Below are 15,805 nucleotides of genomic sequence, written 5' to 3'. Positions count from 1 at the left end.
CGGCTTTCCTGAATACCGGGACCATTATTGCTTGCCAATCATTATGCCCAATTCCGTGACAATTATACGACCACCCCGTCAACGAGCGTTCTTGTAAAACGAGCGCTCGGGACGCGCCGACATCCACTGTTCAGGATCGACATCGTGAAACAGGGTCCGCAAGGGCCGATCAAGCGCTGCCTTCTGACATTCGCAGGCCTGTTGTAAAACACGATAAACTTCCTGCAGTGCTTCGGGAGGCTGCCCGGTATCGGGTACAGAACCCGGCATTCTGCGATTATATTCCCAGAGGGTCAGGGTCGACAGCGAATGAGCCAGCACCCAGTTGCCTTCTTCCGTGGGTACTGCCCAGCCGGCTTCTTCGAGAAGGACCAGCAGGGTTCTCGCCCTGCCCCCCAGCAAGCGTCGCAGTTTGGCAGCGCTGATTGCTCCGCGCCCTTCCTGATGCGCTCTGTCCAGAAGCATCAGTACGCCCAGGCCCTGCCAATACATTGCCCAGTGGCGCCAATCAGCCCGTTGGGTTTCGCCGAGCCAGGCGGAGACTTCAGCCCCCAGCAGTACAATGGCCCAGGAAAGATAAATCCAGAGTAAAAACAGGGGGACAGCTGCAAAAGCACCGTAAATGACCTGGTAGGAGGGAAAGTTGGCGACATAAAGAGAGAAACCGAGCTTCGCGAGCTCCAGTAGCAGTGACACCAGCAAAGCGCCTCCGGCAGCGTGACGCATGCGGACCCGGTAGTTGGGAACGGCCATATAGAGAAAAAGAAAGGCCAGAAAGCTCAATAACGGTGGCAACAGTCGAAGCAGAAATTTGCCGCCACCAAACCATGACGCTGCATTACTGACAAAGGTCAGTGACATCAGGTAGGAGGAGAGCACAAAGCCGGTTCCCACAAGAATCGGGCCCAGTGTCAGCACAGCCCAGTAGAGCAGGAAACTGGCGATGCCCTTGCGATTGTCCGGTACCTGCCAGATGTTATTGAAGGCTTTCTCGACCGTGATCATCATCAGCAGTGAAGTGACGAACAGGAACAGCGCACCTACAGCGGTCAGATTGCGTGCCTGCGTTGTAAAGTTGCGCAGGGTATTGAGTACCACTTCACCAGTGGCAGGCACGAACTGCTGGAAAAGATAGCCCTGCATCTTTTCTCCGACACCCTGAAATTCAGGCACTGCAGCCAGCATGGCATACAGCACGGTGGTCAGCGGTACGACCGCAAACAGCGTTGTATAAGTCAGTGAAGCAGCTGTCTTCTGCCCATCATGGCGATTGAAGCGTTTGATCAGTTCGCGAAGGACGGCGATCATGCGTGCCGGCCGCGGCAGATTGGCAAGTTGTGGTATCTGCATAAGCCACTCTAGAATGAACTGTTACGGGCGTTCCGGCATCTGCCGCACATGGATCACACCGTGCAATCCACTTTTTTCGCTGGCGCCAACTGTATGGGTAACGTTAAGCGACGCTGCAAGGAAATGTCATGACTCTCCCCTATATTCTGGTCCTCTACTATTCGCGTTCCGGCGCTACGCGTCAGCTTGCCGAGCAAATGGTAGCCGGTATCGAGGAAGTCGATGGTATTGGCGCACGTTTGCGCACCGTGCCAGCGGTGTCGCCCGAATGTGCAGCAGTGGCCGAGGATATTCCGGCCGAAGGGCCTGTATATGCTTCACTCGATGACCTTCGTTATTGTAGCGGTCTGGCGCTGGGCAGTCCGACCCGTTTCGGTAACATGGCAGCCGCCCTCAAGTATTTTCTCGATTCGACCAGTACTTTGTGGATGAACGGTGCCTTGATCGATAAGCCCGCAACAGCCTTTACCTCCACTTCCAGTATCCATGGTGGTCAGGAAAGCACCCTGCTCTCGATGGTCAACCCGTTGCTGCACCATGGGATGGTTTACGCCGGCATCCCATACAGTGCTGATGAAATGTTCCAGACGACGACTGGTGGCACGCCCTATGGCGGCAGCCATTATGCCGGACCCAACAATGATCGTGCGCTCGATACTCACGAACAGGCTCTGATTCGTTTTCAGGGACGTCGTCTGGGCCGGCTGGCTCTGGCACTGGATGCCCTGCATCATGACTGAATGGATATTCAGCTCATGAGCGCCCGAGCTGCAAAAGCGGTCATTCGAACGGGCCTGCTACGCGTTGCCTGGCTAAGCTGGGGGGCGTTGACGCTACTGGTGCTGTTGGGAGGCCTGCTTCTACATGAGTACTATCAGGCACCCCTGTTGCCCATGATGGTGCGGTTACTGCCCCTGTTGCTGATTGTTCCTGCCCTGCTTGCCAGCAGACCGAAAGGATATTTCTGGCTGGCCTTTATTGGGCTGCTGGGCGCAGGGCAAGGTGCTGCATTGCTGAGACTTCCCGTTTTATGGTGGCTGGCCGGTATGGAAATACTGGCAGGGTTGATATTGGCCGTAACGGCCCTGTGTATCGCTCGACAGCTGCGTCGGCAGGGGCTCGATAGCGTGTCACGCGAGCGGTAGTATGTGTCCATCAGCGAGTCGACATACCTATAACATCCGTGATGCACAGGCATCCAGGTAAGCGAGGACAGGGCAACATGACCAGCGAGATCGGCGACGTTCGTCGCGATTACCACGGCGAAGCACTGGATCCGACCACAACTCCGGAAGCGCCTTTTCCACTGTTTTCCGAATGGCTGAATGCAGCACTGGAAAGCGATGGTAATGATGGCAATGTCATGACATTGGCGACTGCCGACAGCAGCGGCATGCCCCATGCGCGTATTGTGCTGCTGAAGGGATTCGATGAAGCGGGCTTTGTTTTCTATACCAGCTACCAGAGTCAGAAAGGTAGCGAACTCGCCAATATGCCGCATGCCGCACTGGTGTTCTGGTGGCCAACCCAGCAGCGCCAGGTGCGTATCGAGGGCGGCGTCGAGCAAATCAGTGCCGAACAGTCCGATCACTATTTTCATTCTCGCCCGAGAGCCAGTCAGCTTGGCGCCTGGATTTCCCAGCAGAGTGTTGAGATTCCCGATCGCCAATGGCTTGAGGACCGCCGGCTGCGCTTTGAGAAGGCGTATGGCCATGAAGAGGTCGAGCGTCCTGCACACTGGGGCGGCTATCGGATACGGCCGGTCATGATCGAGTTCTGGCAGGGCCAGCCAAGTCGCCTACATGACCGGGTACGCTATCGCTGGTTTGAACGAGAGCAGAGATGGCAAAAGGTGCGTCTGGCGCCCTGAGCATCCATTCATGAAAAAACCCGGCTAACGCCGGGTTTTCCGATCATGGCGAACTGTTATCAGCTATCACAGCCCCTGGTCCACTGGTTGACGACATCTTCGTGATTCTGGACCCATTTTTTGGCGTCCTGGTAAGGGTCGCTACCATCTTTTCGATTCATGAGCATGACTTCACCCATTTGTTCGGGGGTCCACTTGAAGTTGTCGAGAATGCAGTAGGCGCCTGGCATATCCTGTTTCAGCCCCTTGCGTGCGATCGTGTCGATTTCCTCGGCACCGCCATACACTTTTTTGGGATCATCCAGATATTTGAGATCGTAACGCGAGAACATCCAGTGAGGCGTCCATCCGGTAACGACAATGGGTTCCTTGTTCTTGATGGCACTGTCCAGAGCCGCAGTCATGGTCGCACCACTACCGGACGTCAGAGACATGTTCGAAAGCCCATAAGCATCGATGGCATCTTCAGTCTTGGACATGATGCCTGCGCCGGGGTCAATGCCGGTGATCTTGTCATTGAACTCGTCAGCATGATCTTCGAGATCACTGATCGTGGAGACATCGCTTACATATTCGGGAACGACCAGCCCCAGTTTGGTGCCTTCCAGATTAGCGCCAAGATTTTCCACCCGATCCTTGAGTTTCGAGTAATAATCGGCGTGCGTGGTAGGCAACCAGGCCGAAACCATGGCATCGGCATCGCCATATGCAACCGCCTGCCACATCGCGGCAGCCGACAATGAGGAGATATTAACGTTATAACCCTGCTGCTCAAGCACTGCGCGCACTACATTGGTAGAGGCTACTTCGGAAGACCACTCCACGTAAGCGAGCGTTACGTCTCCCTTGTCCCCGCCGTCTGCTGCCATGGCGGGAGCGCTGATCAGACCGGCACCCAGCATCATGCCACCCATGGCGGCGGTCACGGCTGTGCGCAGCTTTGTATTACCAGTTCGTTGCGTCATTATCTTGCCCTCTCCTGCGTTACAGATGTGTCATTGGCATGACACGCCCCGTACTGAATCAGGGCGCTCCCGGTGGCAGGCGAAGTCCTGCCACCGAAACGGACAGGTATCACTACCTGAAAATCACCTGCTTATTCCGGCTTGCCACGAAGTGTCTGAGTCAGACGATCAAGCAGCATGGCCAGGATGACGACTGCGATACCGGCTTCGAAACCTGCACCGGGTTGCAGCCTCTGAATGGCTCGCCAGACTTCACTACCCAGACCGTTGGCCCCGATCATGGCAGCAATGACCACCATCGAGAGCGCCAGCATAATGGTCTGGTTGATGCCTGCCATGATGGTTGGCAGCGAAAGCGGTAACTGGAGCTTGATCAGCTTCTGGGATTTGGTGGCGCCATAGGCGTCTGCAGCTTCAATCAGTTCCACGGGTACCTGGCGGATGCCCAATGTGGTAAAGCGAATAGCGGGTGGCATCGAAAAAATGACGGTTGCGAAGATCGCGGAGACCGAGCCGATACCGAAAAACGGAATGGCCGGAATCAGATAAACAAAGGCAGGCATGGTCTGCATGAAGTCAAGTATCGGCATGATGACCCGATAAAAACGTTCCGAAAGTGCAGCCAGGATGCCTAGTGGCAGGGCAATGATCACAGCCACGAATGTCGCGATAACCACCAGGGTGAAGGACTCGATCATCGGGTCCCATAATCCCAGATTCCAGATCAGGCCCAGTCCCAGGATGGAGAAAATGGCCAGCCTGGTGCCCGAGAGTCGCCAGCTCAGCAGTGCAATCACAATGATCAGTGCCCAGGGGGGCAGCCACATGAGTCCATCATTGAGACCACTGATACCCGTCTGAGTAACGGCTGAAATGCCGCGAGTCACGTTGGAATAATGTCCGGTGAGGAAGTCGAGGCCGCCCTCGATCCAATCGCCCAGCGGGATGGCTGGAATCGTGAAGTTCATGCCTTTTCTCCCTCCTGCGTCGCATCGGACTGTGGATGTCCGGATGACTCGCCTGTCTGCTGCGGTGTTGAGGTTTCTGCGAGCTCGGCCAGTACCGAACCCTTGACGACGACGCCCTTGAGACGCCCTTCCTCATCGACCACGGCAATTGGATAGCTGCGCTGCTGGAACATCGCGAACAGATTGTTCAGCGGCTCATCGGGAGCCACCTTCGGAGAATCGGTCACGATCAGATCGTCGATGGTATCCCTTCCCTGCCGAGCGGCCTGATCCACATCTTCGGCTTCGACAATGCCCATCAAACGGCGATCGCGATCAATGACATAAATGGAATCAAGCCCGTTTTCGCGCATGCGATGCAACGCGGTTCGAGGGCCTTCACCGAGTCTGACGGTAGCGCGTACCGGGTGCATGGCGGAAGCAGCCGTCAGCACCCGCGACATGTCTACTCCTTCGATGAAACGGCGCACATAATCATTGGCAGGCTGTGTAAGGATATGCTCGGGCGTGCCGATCTGAACGATTTCACCATCCTTGAGCAAAATGATGCGATCACCAATGCTCAACGCCTCATCCAGATCATGGGTAATGAAGATGGTGGTCTTGCGCATGCGATGCTGGAGTTGAAGCAACTCCTGCTGCATGTCATTGCGAATCAGTGGGTCAAGCGCCGAAAAGGCCTCATCCATGAGCAGTACGCTGGCATCATTGGCCAGCGCTCTTGCCAGTCCAACACGCTGCAGCATCCCTCCGGAAAGCTGACGTGGCATGGCCTGCTCCCAGCCTTCCAGTCCTACCTGTCTGAGCGCCTCAACGGCACGGCGCTGACGTTCTTCCCGATCGACACCGCGTATTTCCAGACCGAATTCGGCATTGGCCTGTACCGTACGATGAGGGAAAAGCGCGAAGTTCTGAAATACCATCGAAAAATGGCGACGGCGACACTGTAAAAGTGCCTTGTCATCCAGCTCCGGAATATTTTCGCCGTCAATGATGATCTGGCCTTCCGTCGGTTCAATCAACCGATTCAGACAGCGGATCAGGGTCGATTTGCCTGATCCGGAAAGCCCCATGATGACGAGCAATTCGCCCTCGCGAACATCAAATTCGATGTTGGACAAGCCCAGCGTCTGACCGGTCTTTTCCCGGATCTGGGCGCGATCAAGCCCCTGATCGCGAAGCTCGAGTGCCTTTTTCGGATGCTGCCCAAAGACCTTGCTCAGCCCTCGCACCTGAATCTTTACGGCGTTGTTGTCACTCATGTGTTATCCGATCCAATCATCCCGATGGGATGGGTTGTTACGACAGTAGCAAGCTATAAGTCACGTTACGTGATCCATAACGTATGGCTCTAGTCGACTGTATTCTTTGATTATAATTCGTAATGGATCATACGTTGTCATCTCATGATGATCAACGATAACACAAGATTATGTTATCGCACGTTAACATCCTGCTGCAGGATATAACATGCTTCAGAAGTCAATCGTTCAGGTTTTCAAGTCGATGGCGCTGCCAATCACTTCGAGGTTCATTGAGCCGAAGCGAAAGCTCCAGCATCTGTTCTTCAGGGATCAGACGCACCCGGAAACCCAGCTTTTCAACCAGATGTCGCATCCCACGGTTATCGGCTCGTACCTGGCCAACCATCTCCAGCGTTCCAACACTGCGGCAATAGGCGATCAGTTTCTCCATCAATAGCTGGCCAAGCCCAAGCCCCTGCAGATCGTCACGGATGATGATGGCGAATTCGGTACGGATATTGTCAGGATCATTCCAGACTCGGCTGATACCCAACATGCGCTTCTCACTCTCTGGCGAATGATATTCTGCCAGGAAGGCCATTTGCCGGTCATAATTGAGCTGGGTCAGTTCAGCGAGTTCACGTTCACTGAGCGTGGCCTTGTGATGAAAATAGCGATAGCGAATGCTCTCTTCCGAGAGGTGGGTATGGAATTCGCGAATGAGTTCTGCATCCTCCCCCCTTACCGGACGCAACATGACCTGCCAGCCATTGCGCAGCCGGACGCACTCTGTCAGTTCTTCCGGATAGGGCATGATGGCATGGTGAGCTGGAGGGCCAAGGTCAAGGGCAAAATCCACAGCCAGCAGCTGATCACGGTTGAGCAGCAGTGGATTGATTTCCAGACAACGCAATTCGGGTAGGTCGGTACACATCTGGGAGAGACGGGTCAGTAATATGGCCAGACGTTCGAAATCACGCTCCGGCTCCGGCGACTGTTCCCGTATCAGTCGGGCCGCATGGGATGATTCGATCAGATGATGTGCGAGATTCATGTTCAGGGGAGGCAGGGCAATACAACGGTCACTCATGACGTCAGCCCGATACCCTCCCAGGCCAAACAGAATAATGGGACCGAATACGGCATCCCGGCTAATACCGACAGCCAGTTGCAGGGACTGCTTGCCGCGCTGCATGGGTTGCATGCAAAAACTATAGATATTCTCGCCGGGCGCCGAATTCTCGATTCGCTCCGCCAATAACTGCATCCCCTCTGCCACTGCTTCGGGCGTTTCAATATCCTGTAGCAGGTCGGGTGCAGGGCGGCCAGGACGGCGATCAGGTCGGAAAGGCTGGCAATTGCTGCGATGAATGGCTTTGAGCGCTACAGGATGATCGAGTTCATGGAATCGCTGACGCCCCTCCTCGCCTGTCTGCACATAAATGGCAGGTGCCGTTTCTATCCCATAAGCACTTAATGCCATGGCAGTTTCTTCATGGGTCAGGCGATCCCGGCCTCGATGATGGGCATCATCAATCAGTTCGTGACAGCGCTGTCGTACCATCTCCGAGGTATCAAATGCCAGTGCCGGCGGTGTCTGGTATAGCAGGGATTGCACCTGTTGATACTCAATGTTGAGCATGAAGGCGCGGACTGCCTTTTCAGGCGAGACATGCGTGGCCAGCCCAGCCCGATGACAGGCATCCCTGGCCGGACGCGCAGTGGCCAGCCCCATCCAGCTGGTAAACAACGTTACGTTGGCATGTCGCCAGAATTCGATCACGGCTTCGGCCAGTACAAGCGAGGGCGCCATGCGTGTTGGTGCATGGATCAGAAGAATGGCGTCCACGCCGTCATCAGCCGCCAGAATTTCCAGTGCCCGTACAAAGCGCTGCGGCGAGGCATCGCTGCCCAGATCAACCGGATTGCGTCCCGGGAGACTGTGATCCAGCCCCTCTACCCCAAGCAACGCTTGAGTGGTTTCGCTGAATTCGGCGACTTTGCCGCCCTGCTCGAACAGGCGATCAAGGGCGAGCATGGCGGGTCCCAGACCATTGGCGATAATCGCCAGTCGAGGGCCTCGTGGCCGGGCACGCGGACGACTGAGAGCTTCAAGTGCTTCAAACAACTCATCGCTATCGGAGACACGTACGACGCCGGATCTGGCCAATGCAGCATCAAAAATTCGGTCCCGGTGTTCAATACCCGGTGTCGCTGCGATCGATGCAGTCTCGGTCCGTGAGGTTCGACCGCTTTTGATGGCCAGTACCAGCCGTCTTCTGGAAGCTTCACGTAGTGCGGTCATGAAATGCATGGCGTCGAAGATATATTCGACATGGACAATCAATGCCCGGGCACTTCCCTGATGGTTATTGAGATAGTCGATCAGATCCGGCAAGCGAACATCAATGCTTTCACCCAGGGTAACCAGGTGCGACAGTCCCAGACCACGACCAGCGGCCCAGTCGATCATGGCACTACCGAGCATGCCGGACTGACCGAGATAGGCGACTCGCCCATGTTCGAGCGCGGTGGTGGCATAAGTGGCATTGAGTCGACGTGCCGGGACTGCCAATCCTCGGCATTCCGGCCCCAGTACTCGCACGCCGGCATTCAGTGCAGCTTTCAGGATCCGCGGATAGCATTGCGGATCATCCTCTCGGGGCGGCCCCGAAAGCACGATCGCCGCCCGAATGTCATGCTCTCCGAGTCGGCTTAGAGTGTCTTCAACCTTTTCTATGGGGGCACAGACAACGGCGAGATCAGGCGTGGAAGGTAACTGATCCAGGGCTTCATACCCGGTAATGCCTTCAGGCAGGCGCTGCTGATCAAGAGAAACAGCATATAGTTGGCCCCGGAAACCGGCTTCGACCAGATTGAGGATGATGGTATTGGCCGTGGCATCATCTTCGGCCACTGGACCGACGACCACCAGGGATCGGGGTTCAAAGAAATAGCGCAGAAATCGGGTGCCCATTGCTCCCCTCGCTCGGCGTTAAGCGCATACTCTGTCAGTATGTCGCCATGAGCTGAGGATCACCACCCCGCAGAAATCGGTAAAATGTTGCCTGTTCCGGTAAACGAGGACTGACGATAAATATCGAGGGAGAGCCAGCATGATCACATCATGGATCAGTGACCGTCAGCATGTCAGGCATCACATGGGAGCCGGGCACCCGGAGAGTCCGGAACGTCTTGCTACCATTGAGCAGCGTCTTAATGCCAGCGGCCTGCTCCACCACACCGTGCAGTTCTCGGCACGACCAGCGACCGAAGAGCAGATCCTCGAGGTGCACTCGTTGGACCACTGGCATCAGCTGCAGCATTATACGCCTTCTCATGAAGGAGAGTTGACAGAGCTGACATCCGATACGCTGTTGACCCCCTGGAGTATTGAGGCTGCCCGCATGGCAGCCGGCGCTGCTACCCGCGGTATCGATCAGCTTTATCGGGGGCAGGCAGACAATGTGTTCTGTGCAGTACGCCCCCCCGGGCACCATGCGGAACGTACCGGTGCCATGGGGTTCTGTCTGCTCAATAATGTGGCCATTGCTGCCGCCTATGCACGTACTGTTTATGGCGTCGAACGCATCGCCATCCTTGATTTCGATGTCCACCAATGCAACGGAACCATCGATATTTTTCAGCATGATTCACAGGTGCTGATCTGCTCCAGTTTTCAGGAGGGTCTCTTTCCACAACGTTACCATCAGGCGCCCTCTTCAAATGTCATCAATACACCGCTTCCGCTCGGTAGCAATGGTGATGACCTGCTGCGTTGTATCGAACGGCAATGGCTTCCCGCAATCGAGCGACACCGACCTCAGTTGATCTGCATCAGTGCCGGTTTCGATGCCCATCGCGATGATCCTCTGGGCGGCCTGAATTTGACCGGTATGGATTATCATCGAATCTCACGTCTGCTTGTTGCCCTGGCGCGTGAATACAGTGAAGGCCGATTGCTTTCGGTGCTGGAGGGCGGTTATGACATGAATGCTCTGGCGGAGGGCGTGGAAGCTCATCTGGCGGCACTGATTGACCTGCCCTGGTCACCTGCGAGCTGATCCGATCAACTGGGCGACTTATCCCGAGTATGTCACGATGGCTATCATATCCCTGCAGCCGATAATTTCATGAGTGATACCAACGAATCGACCTCATCTTCGGACCTGATGGCCCATCCGAAAGATCTGGTTGAGCCTCTGCAGCTCGGCGAACGCCTTCGCGCCTTTCGGCTGGCCAGGCGCTGGACGCTGGAGGATGTACGCCAGCGTACCGGAGTGGCGCGCTCTACCCTCTCGAAAATCGAAAACGATCAGCTTTCACCCACCTTTACCGTAGTTCAAAAGCTGGTCACTGGTCTTGGCATCAATCTTCCCCAACTGTTGCGACAGCCTCTGAGCCCTCCTCGCAATGCCGGTCGTCGTGAACTGAACCGTGCAGGGGATGGTCATCGGCATCCAACACCGACTTACGAACATGAACTTCTGGCCAGTCGCATCCAGCACAAGCACATGGTTCCTTTCAAGACCGTGGTTCGGGCTCGGGATATCAAGGAATTCCCCGACTGGGTACGTCATGGTGGCGAGGAATTTCTACTGGTGCTGGAAGGCGCCATACTGTTGTATTGCGAAGGAGAAGAACCCTTGCAGCTGGAGTGTGGTGATAGCCTGTATTTCGACAGCAGCATGGGACACGCCAAGGTGTCGATCAGTCCTGAAGACGCCGTTGTACTATCAGTATGTACTGATGCTGATTGATTCGCCTTCTGGCTGATTTCATTGAACTTGCCAAAGCTTTTGTCACACTCCTGAATAGACTCTGGAAATCCAGTGCCATCTCCATGGAGCCAATCATGCAACATCTGGATAACGCTACCCGCACCGAATTGGAAGCCGCGGCTTTTCGGCAATTGCTGTCGCATCTGGACACCAACAAGGATGTACAGAACATCGACCTGATGATTCTGGCTGATTTCTGCCGTAACTGCCTTTCCAAATGGCTGGTAGCCGCCGCTGAAGATCGTGGTGTTGAACTTGATTATGAAACGGCACGTGAATACGTCTACGGCATGCCTTATCAGCAATGGAAAAACCTGTATCAGCAACCGCCTACCGATGAGCAACTGGCGGCTTTGAAGGCACGACAGGCTCAACATGAAGAGAATGGAGCGCACTAATGAGTACATCGGATGCCGCATTCATTCCTTTATCGATAGCCGTACTGACCATCTCCGACACCCGAACCATCGATACCGACCGGTCCGGAAGGCTGTTGATTGATCAGCTTGAACAGGATGGTCATCGATTGGAGCGACGTGAAATCATCCCGGATGATCCTTACAGAATCAGGGCGCGGGTCGCAGACTGGATTGCTGACCCCGCCGTTCAGGTCATTTTGACGACGGGGGGGACCGGCTATACCGGAAGAGACTCGACGCCGGAAGCCGTGCGTGTGCTTTTTGACCATCCCGTTGAAGGGTTTGGAGAGCTTTTCCGCCAACTCTCCTTTGATGATGTGGGCAGTTCAACTGTTCAGAGCCGAGCACTGGCCGGCATGGCCAATAACACCATGATCTTCTGTCTCCCCGGCTCTACCGGTGCCTGTCGCACTGGTTGGACGCGTATCCTGCATGAACAGCTCGACTCGCGTCACCAGCCCTGCAATTTTGCCAATCTGATTATCCCTGGACGGACCCAGCATGGTTGAAGGAGTGAGTGAAGGTCTGCATGACCTGGAGACAGCGCTGGCAGCCATGCTGGAGGGCGTCACTGCTGTGGAGAGCGAGTCTATCGAGCTGGCGATGGCACATGGCCGCATTCTTGCCAGCACGCTACCGGCTCTAATGGATACGCCTCCAGCGGATAACAGTGCCATGGATGGCTATGCACTACGTGCGGCCGATGCCGGCCGCACTCTCCCCATTACACAGCGCGTTCCAGCAGGTCATGCGCCGCAACCGCTGGCGCCCGGATGTTGTGCACGTATTTTTACGGGTGCGGTGCTGCCTGAAGGGGCTGACAGTGTGGTGCGTCAGGAAGTGGTCGAGGAAACATCCGAGGGCGCCATCATCCCCGGCCCACTGACAAGGGGGAATAGTGTCAGGCGACGTGGCAGGGAAATGCAGCGGGGTGAAACCCTGCTGGAAGCCGGCATACGACTGAATGCCGCCGCTATCGGATTTCTGGCCAGCCAGGGGTATGCCACGGTACCCGTGCGTCGCCGCCCCAGAGTTTCTCTACTATCTACCGGTGATGAGCTGGTGCCACCCGGTACGCCGTTATCGCCCGGCCAGATCCATAATTCCAATTCGCCGATGTTGCACGCGTTGCTGAGCGAGTTTGGTGCCGAGGTGATTGCTGCACATCACGTCAGGGATGATCGTGAGGCGACCGTAGCTGCGTTGGCTGATGCAGCCAGCATATCCGATGTTGTCATTACCATCGGGGGTGTCTCGATAGGCGAAGAGGATCATGTGCGTGCTGCCCTGCAACAGCTGGGAACACTCGATTTATGGCGATTATCAATCAAACCTGGCAAGCCGCTGGCACTGGGGCGTATTCATAACAGGGCGGGCGGTCTGACACGATTCGTAGGATTGGCCGGTAATCCCGTATCAAGTTATGTCGGTGCATGGCTTTTTCTGCGCCCGCTGATGGGAGCTCTGCAACAGTGCCCCGCCCAGGCTTCTCTGCCGGCATTGCGTGTACGCGCCGGTTTCGAAACTCGTACCGAGCGGCGTGCCAATTACATGCGGGTCTCCCTGACAACAGAGAATGACCAACTGGTGGCCTATGCTTTCGCTGATCAGGATTCATCCGTATTGCGTTCCTGTGTTCAGGCTGATGCTCTGGCAGTCATCCCGGCGTGGCGTGACATTGCTCAGGGTGACATGATCGATGTCCTGCGTTTGCAACCCTGAAATGCCAGGACGTTCAACCATATTCGAACGAGCAGCCGACGGAGCAACTTCATGATGGCCAGAGCGCGGCAACTGATGACTTTTGGTGTTCTGGGGATGATGGCACTACCCGGCATGGCCGCAGAAAATGCGCCACAGGTTCGTGAATGGTCCTGGGCCGGTGACACCGGCCCTGAAAACTGGTCTACCATCAACCCCAATTATGAGACCTGCGGTACCGGCAGCAATCAGTCACCAGTCGAGCTCGGGCAAGCGCTATCGGTTTCCGAACTGCCCACTCCCAAAATAGATTATGCTCAGCCGCTACTGATCGTTCGCAGGGAAAGTACTGGTCTGGTGGTCGAAGGTCCGGCAGATAACACGGTCACCCTGGATGGGCACACTTACGCCCTGACACGCATCGAATTTCATGCACCTGCCCAGCATAGTGTCGACGGTCAACGTTCGGCCATGGAAATCGACTTTATCCATACCGATGAAACAGATCACTCACTGGTGATGGCGGTACTGGTCGAGCCTGGTAGTGCCTCCAGCGTCATTGATCGCATCTGGAGCCGAGTACCCGGTGTGGATCGCTCGATGACCCTGACGGGTGAGATGCTACCTTCGCAACTGTTGCCCGGGCAGCGAGATGGCTGGACATACAATGGGTCACTGACAACGCCCCCCTGCACCGAAGGGGTACGCTGGTGGGTCATGAAAATGCCCATACAGGCTTCCAGGGATCAGATCAAACGCTATCGACAATGGTTTGATGCTGATATGGCACGTCCGGTTCAGCCCCTCAACGCGCGCTACGTATTGGAGCAGGAATGATCTCTGCTTCCTGGCGCAATGCCAACATATCCGGCCACACCTCCCGAAAGGTAGTCGCCAATACAGGATAGTGACTACGAACCCAGGGGATCAGCCTTGCGAGTCGATTAATGCCTGTCAGGCGTTCACCTACTCCACTAATTGCCTGACAGGTGAACTCGAAATCGGAATAACGTGACAACCAGTCATGCTGGCATAGTAGTGCAACGGTATTGGTCAGCCGTGCAGGTACTTTTTCCTGCCTTTTTTCGAGCACCTGATAACTGCGGGCGATCAGAGCGCGCCCGTCTGGTTCATGGATGCAATCCCGGGCCAGGAAATGATCCCACAGAAGATCGAAGGCAATGCCTGCTACCCGACGTTCCGGGCCAGTAATGCGTCTTCTGAGTGCCAGAGTGGCCGGATGCCGATCAATAGTGGCATCCACATAACGGTGATAGCGGATCCCCTGCACAACAGCTTCTGGCCAATCGTTCAGATGACTGCCACGGATACCGTCCGCGATCAGATTGCCAAAGAGAAAATCGTCACTACCGGATTCAGCCAGTGCCGCATGAGCAAGAAAATTCATGCGCTGCTCCCGAGCCAGCCCTGAGACATCATATCCAGCACCATTAAAGACAATTGGTTGGCTTTGGCAGACCGGCAAGACGCGCGACTACACGTGCCGGACTCTCCGGAAACAGCTTCATCAGATAGATCGACTGTCCCTGCTCTTCGCCAAGTGTCTGACGTACCAGTTTGACCAGCGGGCGCATGGCGGGGGCCATCTCATAGCGTTCATAGAACTCCCGCACCAATGTGATAATGGCCCAGTGACGTTCATCCAGTATGCGCCCTTCCTGTTCGGCCAGCGCTTCGGCGATAGCCGTCGTCCAGTCTTTCGGGTCAATCAGATAACCTTCCTGATCGAGCAGAATTTGGCAACCATTGATGTCGATCTGTTGTTTATTATCCACCATATTCAGAACCAGCTGATGATACGTTCACAACGTTCGGTCAGAAGCACGAACCCCTGCATGTCAATGCGCTGGGCGCCGATCTCGAAAAGTAATGATGTCACGCCGCGGGCCTGCAGATCCTCCTCAAGGACATAAAGGCGCTCTCCCAGTGCCATCAGAGCTTTCGGAGGACGGATGAGACTGGTGACGCCATCTTCAATCAGCAGTACCGGATCCTGCTCTCCCAGTGCCCGCATCATCTCTTCCCATGTGCCATGCGCATGAGTAGCACGATTGAGCAAATGCAGTGTCGCTCCGGAAGAAATGGCCGGCAGTTGGATAGTGTCTGCCATCATGATCGACTCATTAGAAATTCAGTACCAGGTCATGTTGTGTGATCAGATTGACTGGACTCGCCAGACGTGTTTCACAATTCAACTGCTCCTGCCGGAGTCCCAATCGTTCAAGAGACTCCTGATCAACATGGATCTGCTCAATGTCATACAAGGGCAGCACGTCGATCATGGCGCCTGTACCTTTCTGGCCCAATGGTCCGGTTTGCTGATCCGGCAATAGCGCCAATACTCCCTCCCCCATGAACAGCAACGAGATGGACTGGCCAAGTGCGGCGCCGACAAGTGCCGCTTCAAGCGCTTCTCGCACCCAGCTTGAGCCGATCGGAGGATGACGAACGATGATCAGAATCCGCTGTTCACTCATCATGAATAT

The 15,805-nt window shown here is 55.5% G+C and carries 18 protein-coding genes; 9 read left to right on the top strand and 9 right to left on the bottom strand.

The window, feature by feature from the left end; translation table 11 throughout:
• Positions 1-78: 78 nt before the first annotated feature.
• Entirely contained in the window at positions 79-1,350 is a 1,272-nt protein-coding gene (locus tag FY550_RS08100) for a YihY family inner membrane protein (RefSeq protein ID WP_070977453.1), read from the bottom strand.
• Between the two features lie 128 nt (positions 1,351-1,478).
• Between FY550_RS08100 and wrbA the strand changes: the two genes are divergently transcribed.
• The 3 genes from wrbA to pdxH all read left to right on the top strand — a co-directional run bounded on the left by wrbA (position 1,479) and on the right by pdxH (position 3,220).
• Positions 1,479-2,090 carry an NAD(P)H:quinone oxidoreductase gene (wrbA, locus tag FY550_RS08095; protein WP_070977452.1) on the top strand — a complete coding sequence of 204 codons (612 nt, stop codon included), beginning with the start codon at positions 1,479-1,481 and terminating at the stop codon, positions 2,088-2,090.
• A gap of 15 nt (positions 2,091-2,105) precedes the next feature.
• The gene (locus FY550_RS08090) at positions 2,106-2,495 is read left to right on the top strand and encodes a DUF2069 domain-containing protein (RefSeq protein ID WP_168169286.1); all 390 of its coding nucleotides are present in this window, start codon (positions 2,106-2,108) and stop codon (positions 2,493-2,495) included.
• Between the two features lie 77 nt (positions 2,496-2,572).
• On the top strand, positions 2,573-3,220 hold the full coding sequence (gene pdxH / locus FY550_RS08085; RefSeq protein WP_149054467.1) for a pyridoxamine 5'-phosphate oxidase: 648 nt from the start codon (positions 2,573-2,575) through the stop codon (positions 3,218-3,220).
• A gap of 59 nt (positions 3,221-3,279) precedes the next feature.
• Here the strand turns inward: pdxH and FY550_RS08080 are convergent, their stop codons facing one another.
• The 4 genes from FY550_RS08080 to FY550_RS08065 form a co-directional block, all read right to left on the bottom strand.
• A complete protein-coding gene (locus tag FY550_RS08080; protein WP_070977450.1) occupies positions 3,280-4,185 on the bottom strand; it encodes a glycine betaine ABC transporter substrate-binding protein in 906 nt (301 codons plus the stop codon).
• A 131-nt stretch (positions 4,186-4,316) separates the two neighbouring features.
• A complete protein-coding gene (locus tag FY550_RS08075) occupies positions 4,317-5,153 on the bottom strand; it encodes an ABC transporter permease (RefSeq protein WP_070977449.1) in 837 nt (278 codons plus the stop codon).
• The gene (locus tag FY550_RS08070; protein ID WP_084388001.1) at positions 5,150-6,415 is read right to left on the bottom strand and encodes a quaternary amine ABC transporter ATP-binding protein; all 1,266 of its coding nucleotides are present in this window, start codon (positions 6,413-6,415) and stop codon (positions 5,150-5,152) included. Before FY550_RS08070 ends, FY550_RS08075 begins: the two co-directional genes overlap by 4 nt.
• Positions 6,416-6,635: 220 nt before the next feature.
• On the bottom strand, positions 6,636-9,374 hold the full coding sequence (locus tag FY550_RS08065) for a bifunctional acetate--CoA ligase family protein/GNAT family N-acetyltransferase (protein ID WP_070977448.1): 2,739 nt from the start codon (positions 9,372-9,374) through the stop codon (positions 6,636-6,638).
• 139 nt (positions 9,375-9,513) lie between these two features.
• On the opposite strand from FY550_RS08065, the gene FY550_RS08060 reads away from it, so the two are divergent.
• The 6 genes from FY550_RS08060 to FY550_RS08035 all read left to right on the top strand — a co-directional run bounded on the left by FY550_RS08060 (position 9,514) and on the right by FY550_RS08035 (position 14,135).
• Positions 9,514-10,461 (top strand): histone deacetylase family protein, encoded by a 948-nt coding sequence (locus tag FY550_RS08060; RefSeq protein ID WP_070977447.1) that lies wholly within the window; start codon positions 9,514-9,516, stop codon positions 10,459-10,461.
• A gap of 69 nt (positions 10,462-10,530) precedes the next feature.
• Positions 10,531-11,157 (top strand): helix-turn-helix domain-containing protein, encoded by a 627-nt coding sequence (locus FY550_RS08055; protein ID WP_070977446.1) that lies wholly within the window; start codon positions 10,531-10,533, stop codon positions 11,155-11,157.
• A gap of 95 nt (positions 11,158-11,252) precedes the next feature.
• Positions 11,253-11,576 (top strand): DUF1244 domain-containing protein, encoded by a 324-nt coding sequence (locus FY550_RS08050; protein ID WP_149054466.1) that lies wholly within the window; start codon positions 11,253-11,255, stop codon positions 11,574-11,576.
• Positions 11,576-12,106, top strand: a complete 531-nt coding sequence (gene moaB / locus FY550_RS08045; RefSeq protein WP_070977445.1) for a molybdenum cofactor biosynthesis protein B — start codon at positions 11,576-11,578, stop codon at positions 12,104-12,106. The genes FY550_RS08050 and moaB overlap by 1 nt, the downstream gene beginning before the upstream one ends.
• Entirely contained in the window at positions 12,099-13,319 is a 1,221-nt protein-coding gene (locus tag FY550_RS08040; RefSeq protein WP_149054465.1) for a molybdopterin molybdotransferase MoeA, read from the top strand. Before moaB ends, FY550_RS08040 begins: the two co-directional genes overlap by 8 nt.
• Before the next feature lie 51 nt (positions 13,320-13,370).
• Entirely contained in the window at positions 13,371-14,135 is a 765-nt protein-coding gene (locus tag FY550_RS08035) for a carbonic anhydrase (RefSeq protein WP_149054464.1), read from the top strand.
• Here the strand turns inward: FY550_RS08035 and FY550_RS08030 are convergent.
• The 4 genes from FY550_RS08030 to tusC are packed head-to-tail and all read right to left on the bottom strand — an operon-like array spanning position 14,104 to position 15,799.
• Positions 14,104-14,706, bottom strand: coding sequence for an acyl carrier protein phosphodiesterase (locus tag FY550_RS08030; protein WP_070977443.1), 603 nt, complete (start codon positions 14,704-14,706; stop codon positions 14,104-14,106). The two genes, FY550_RS08035 and FY550_RS08030, sit on opposite strands and share 32 nt — an antisense overlap.
• 43 nt (positions 14,707-14,749) lie before the next feature.
• On the bottom strand, positions 14,750-15,097 hold the full coding sequence (locus tag FY550_RS08025) for a TusE/DsrC/DsvC family sulfur relay protein (RefSeq protein ID WP_070977442.1): 348 nt from the start codon (positions 15,095-15,097) through the stop codon (positions 14,750-14,752).
• Between the two features lie 2 nt (positions 15,098-15,099).
• Positions 15,100-15,432 (bottom strand): sulfurtransferase complex subunit TusB, encoded by a 333-nt coding sequence (gene tusB / locus FY550_RS08020; RefSeq protein WP_084387999.1) that lies wholly within the window; start codon positions 15,430-15,432, stop codon positions 15,100-15,102.
• 10 nt (positions 15,433-15,442) lie between these two features.
• Positions 15,443-15,799 (bottom strand): sulfurtransferase complex subunit TusC, encoded by a 357-nt coding sequence (tusC, locus tag FY550_RS08015; protein WP_070977441.1) that lies wholly within the window; start codon positions 15,797-15,799, stop codon positions 15,443-15,445.
• Positions 15,800-15,805 lie beyond the last annotated feature (6 nt).

Origin of the sequence: Kushneria phosphatilytica (assembly GCF_008247605.1) — a bacterium.
Classification (GTDB): domain Bacteria; phylum Pseudomonadota; class Gammaproteobacteria; order Pseudomonadales; family Halomonadaceae; genus Kushneria; species Kushneria phosphatilytica.
The sequence above is the reverse complement of the archived record's forward strand: the minus strand, read 5'-3'. Positions and strand labels throughout refer to the sequence as shown.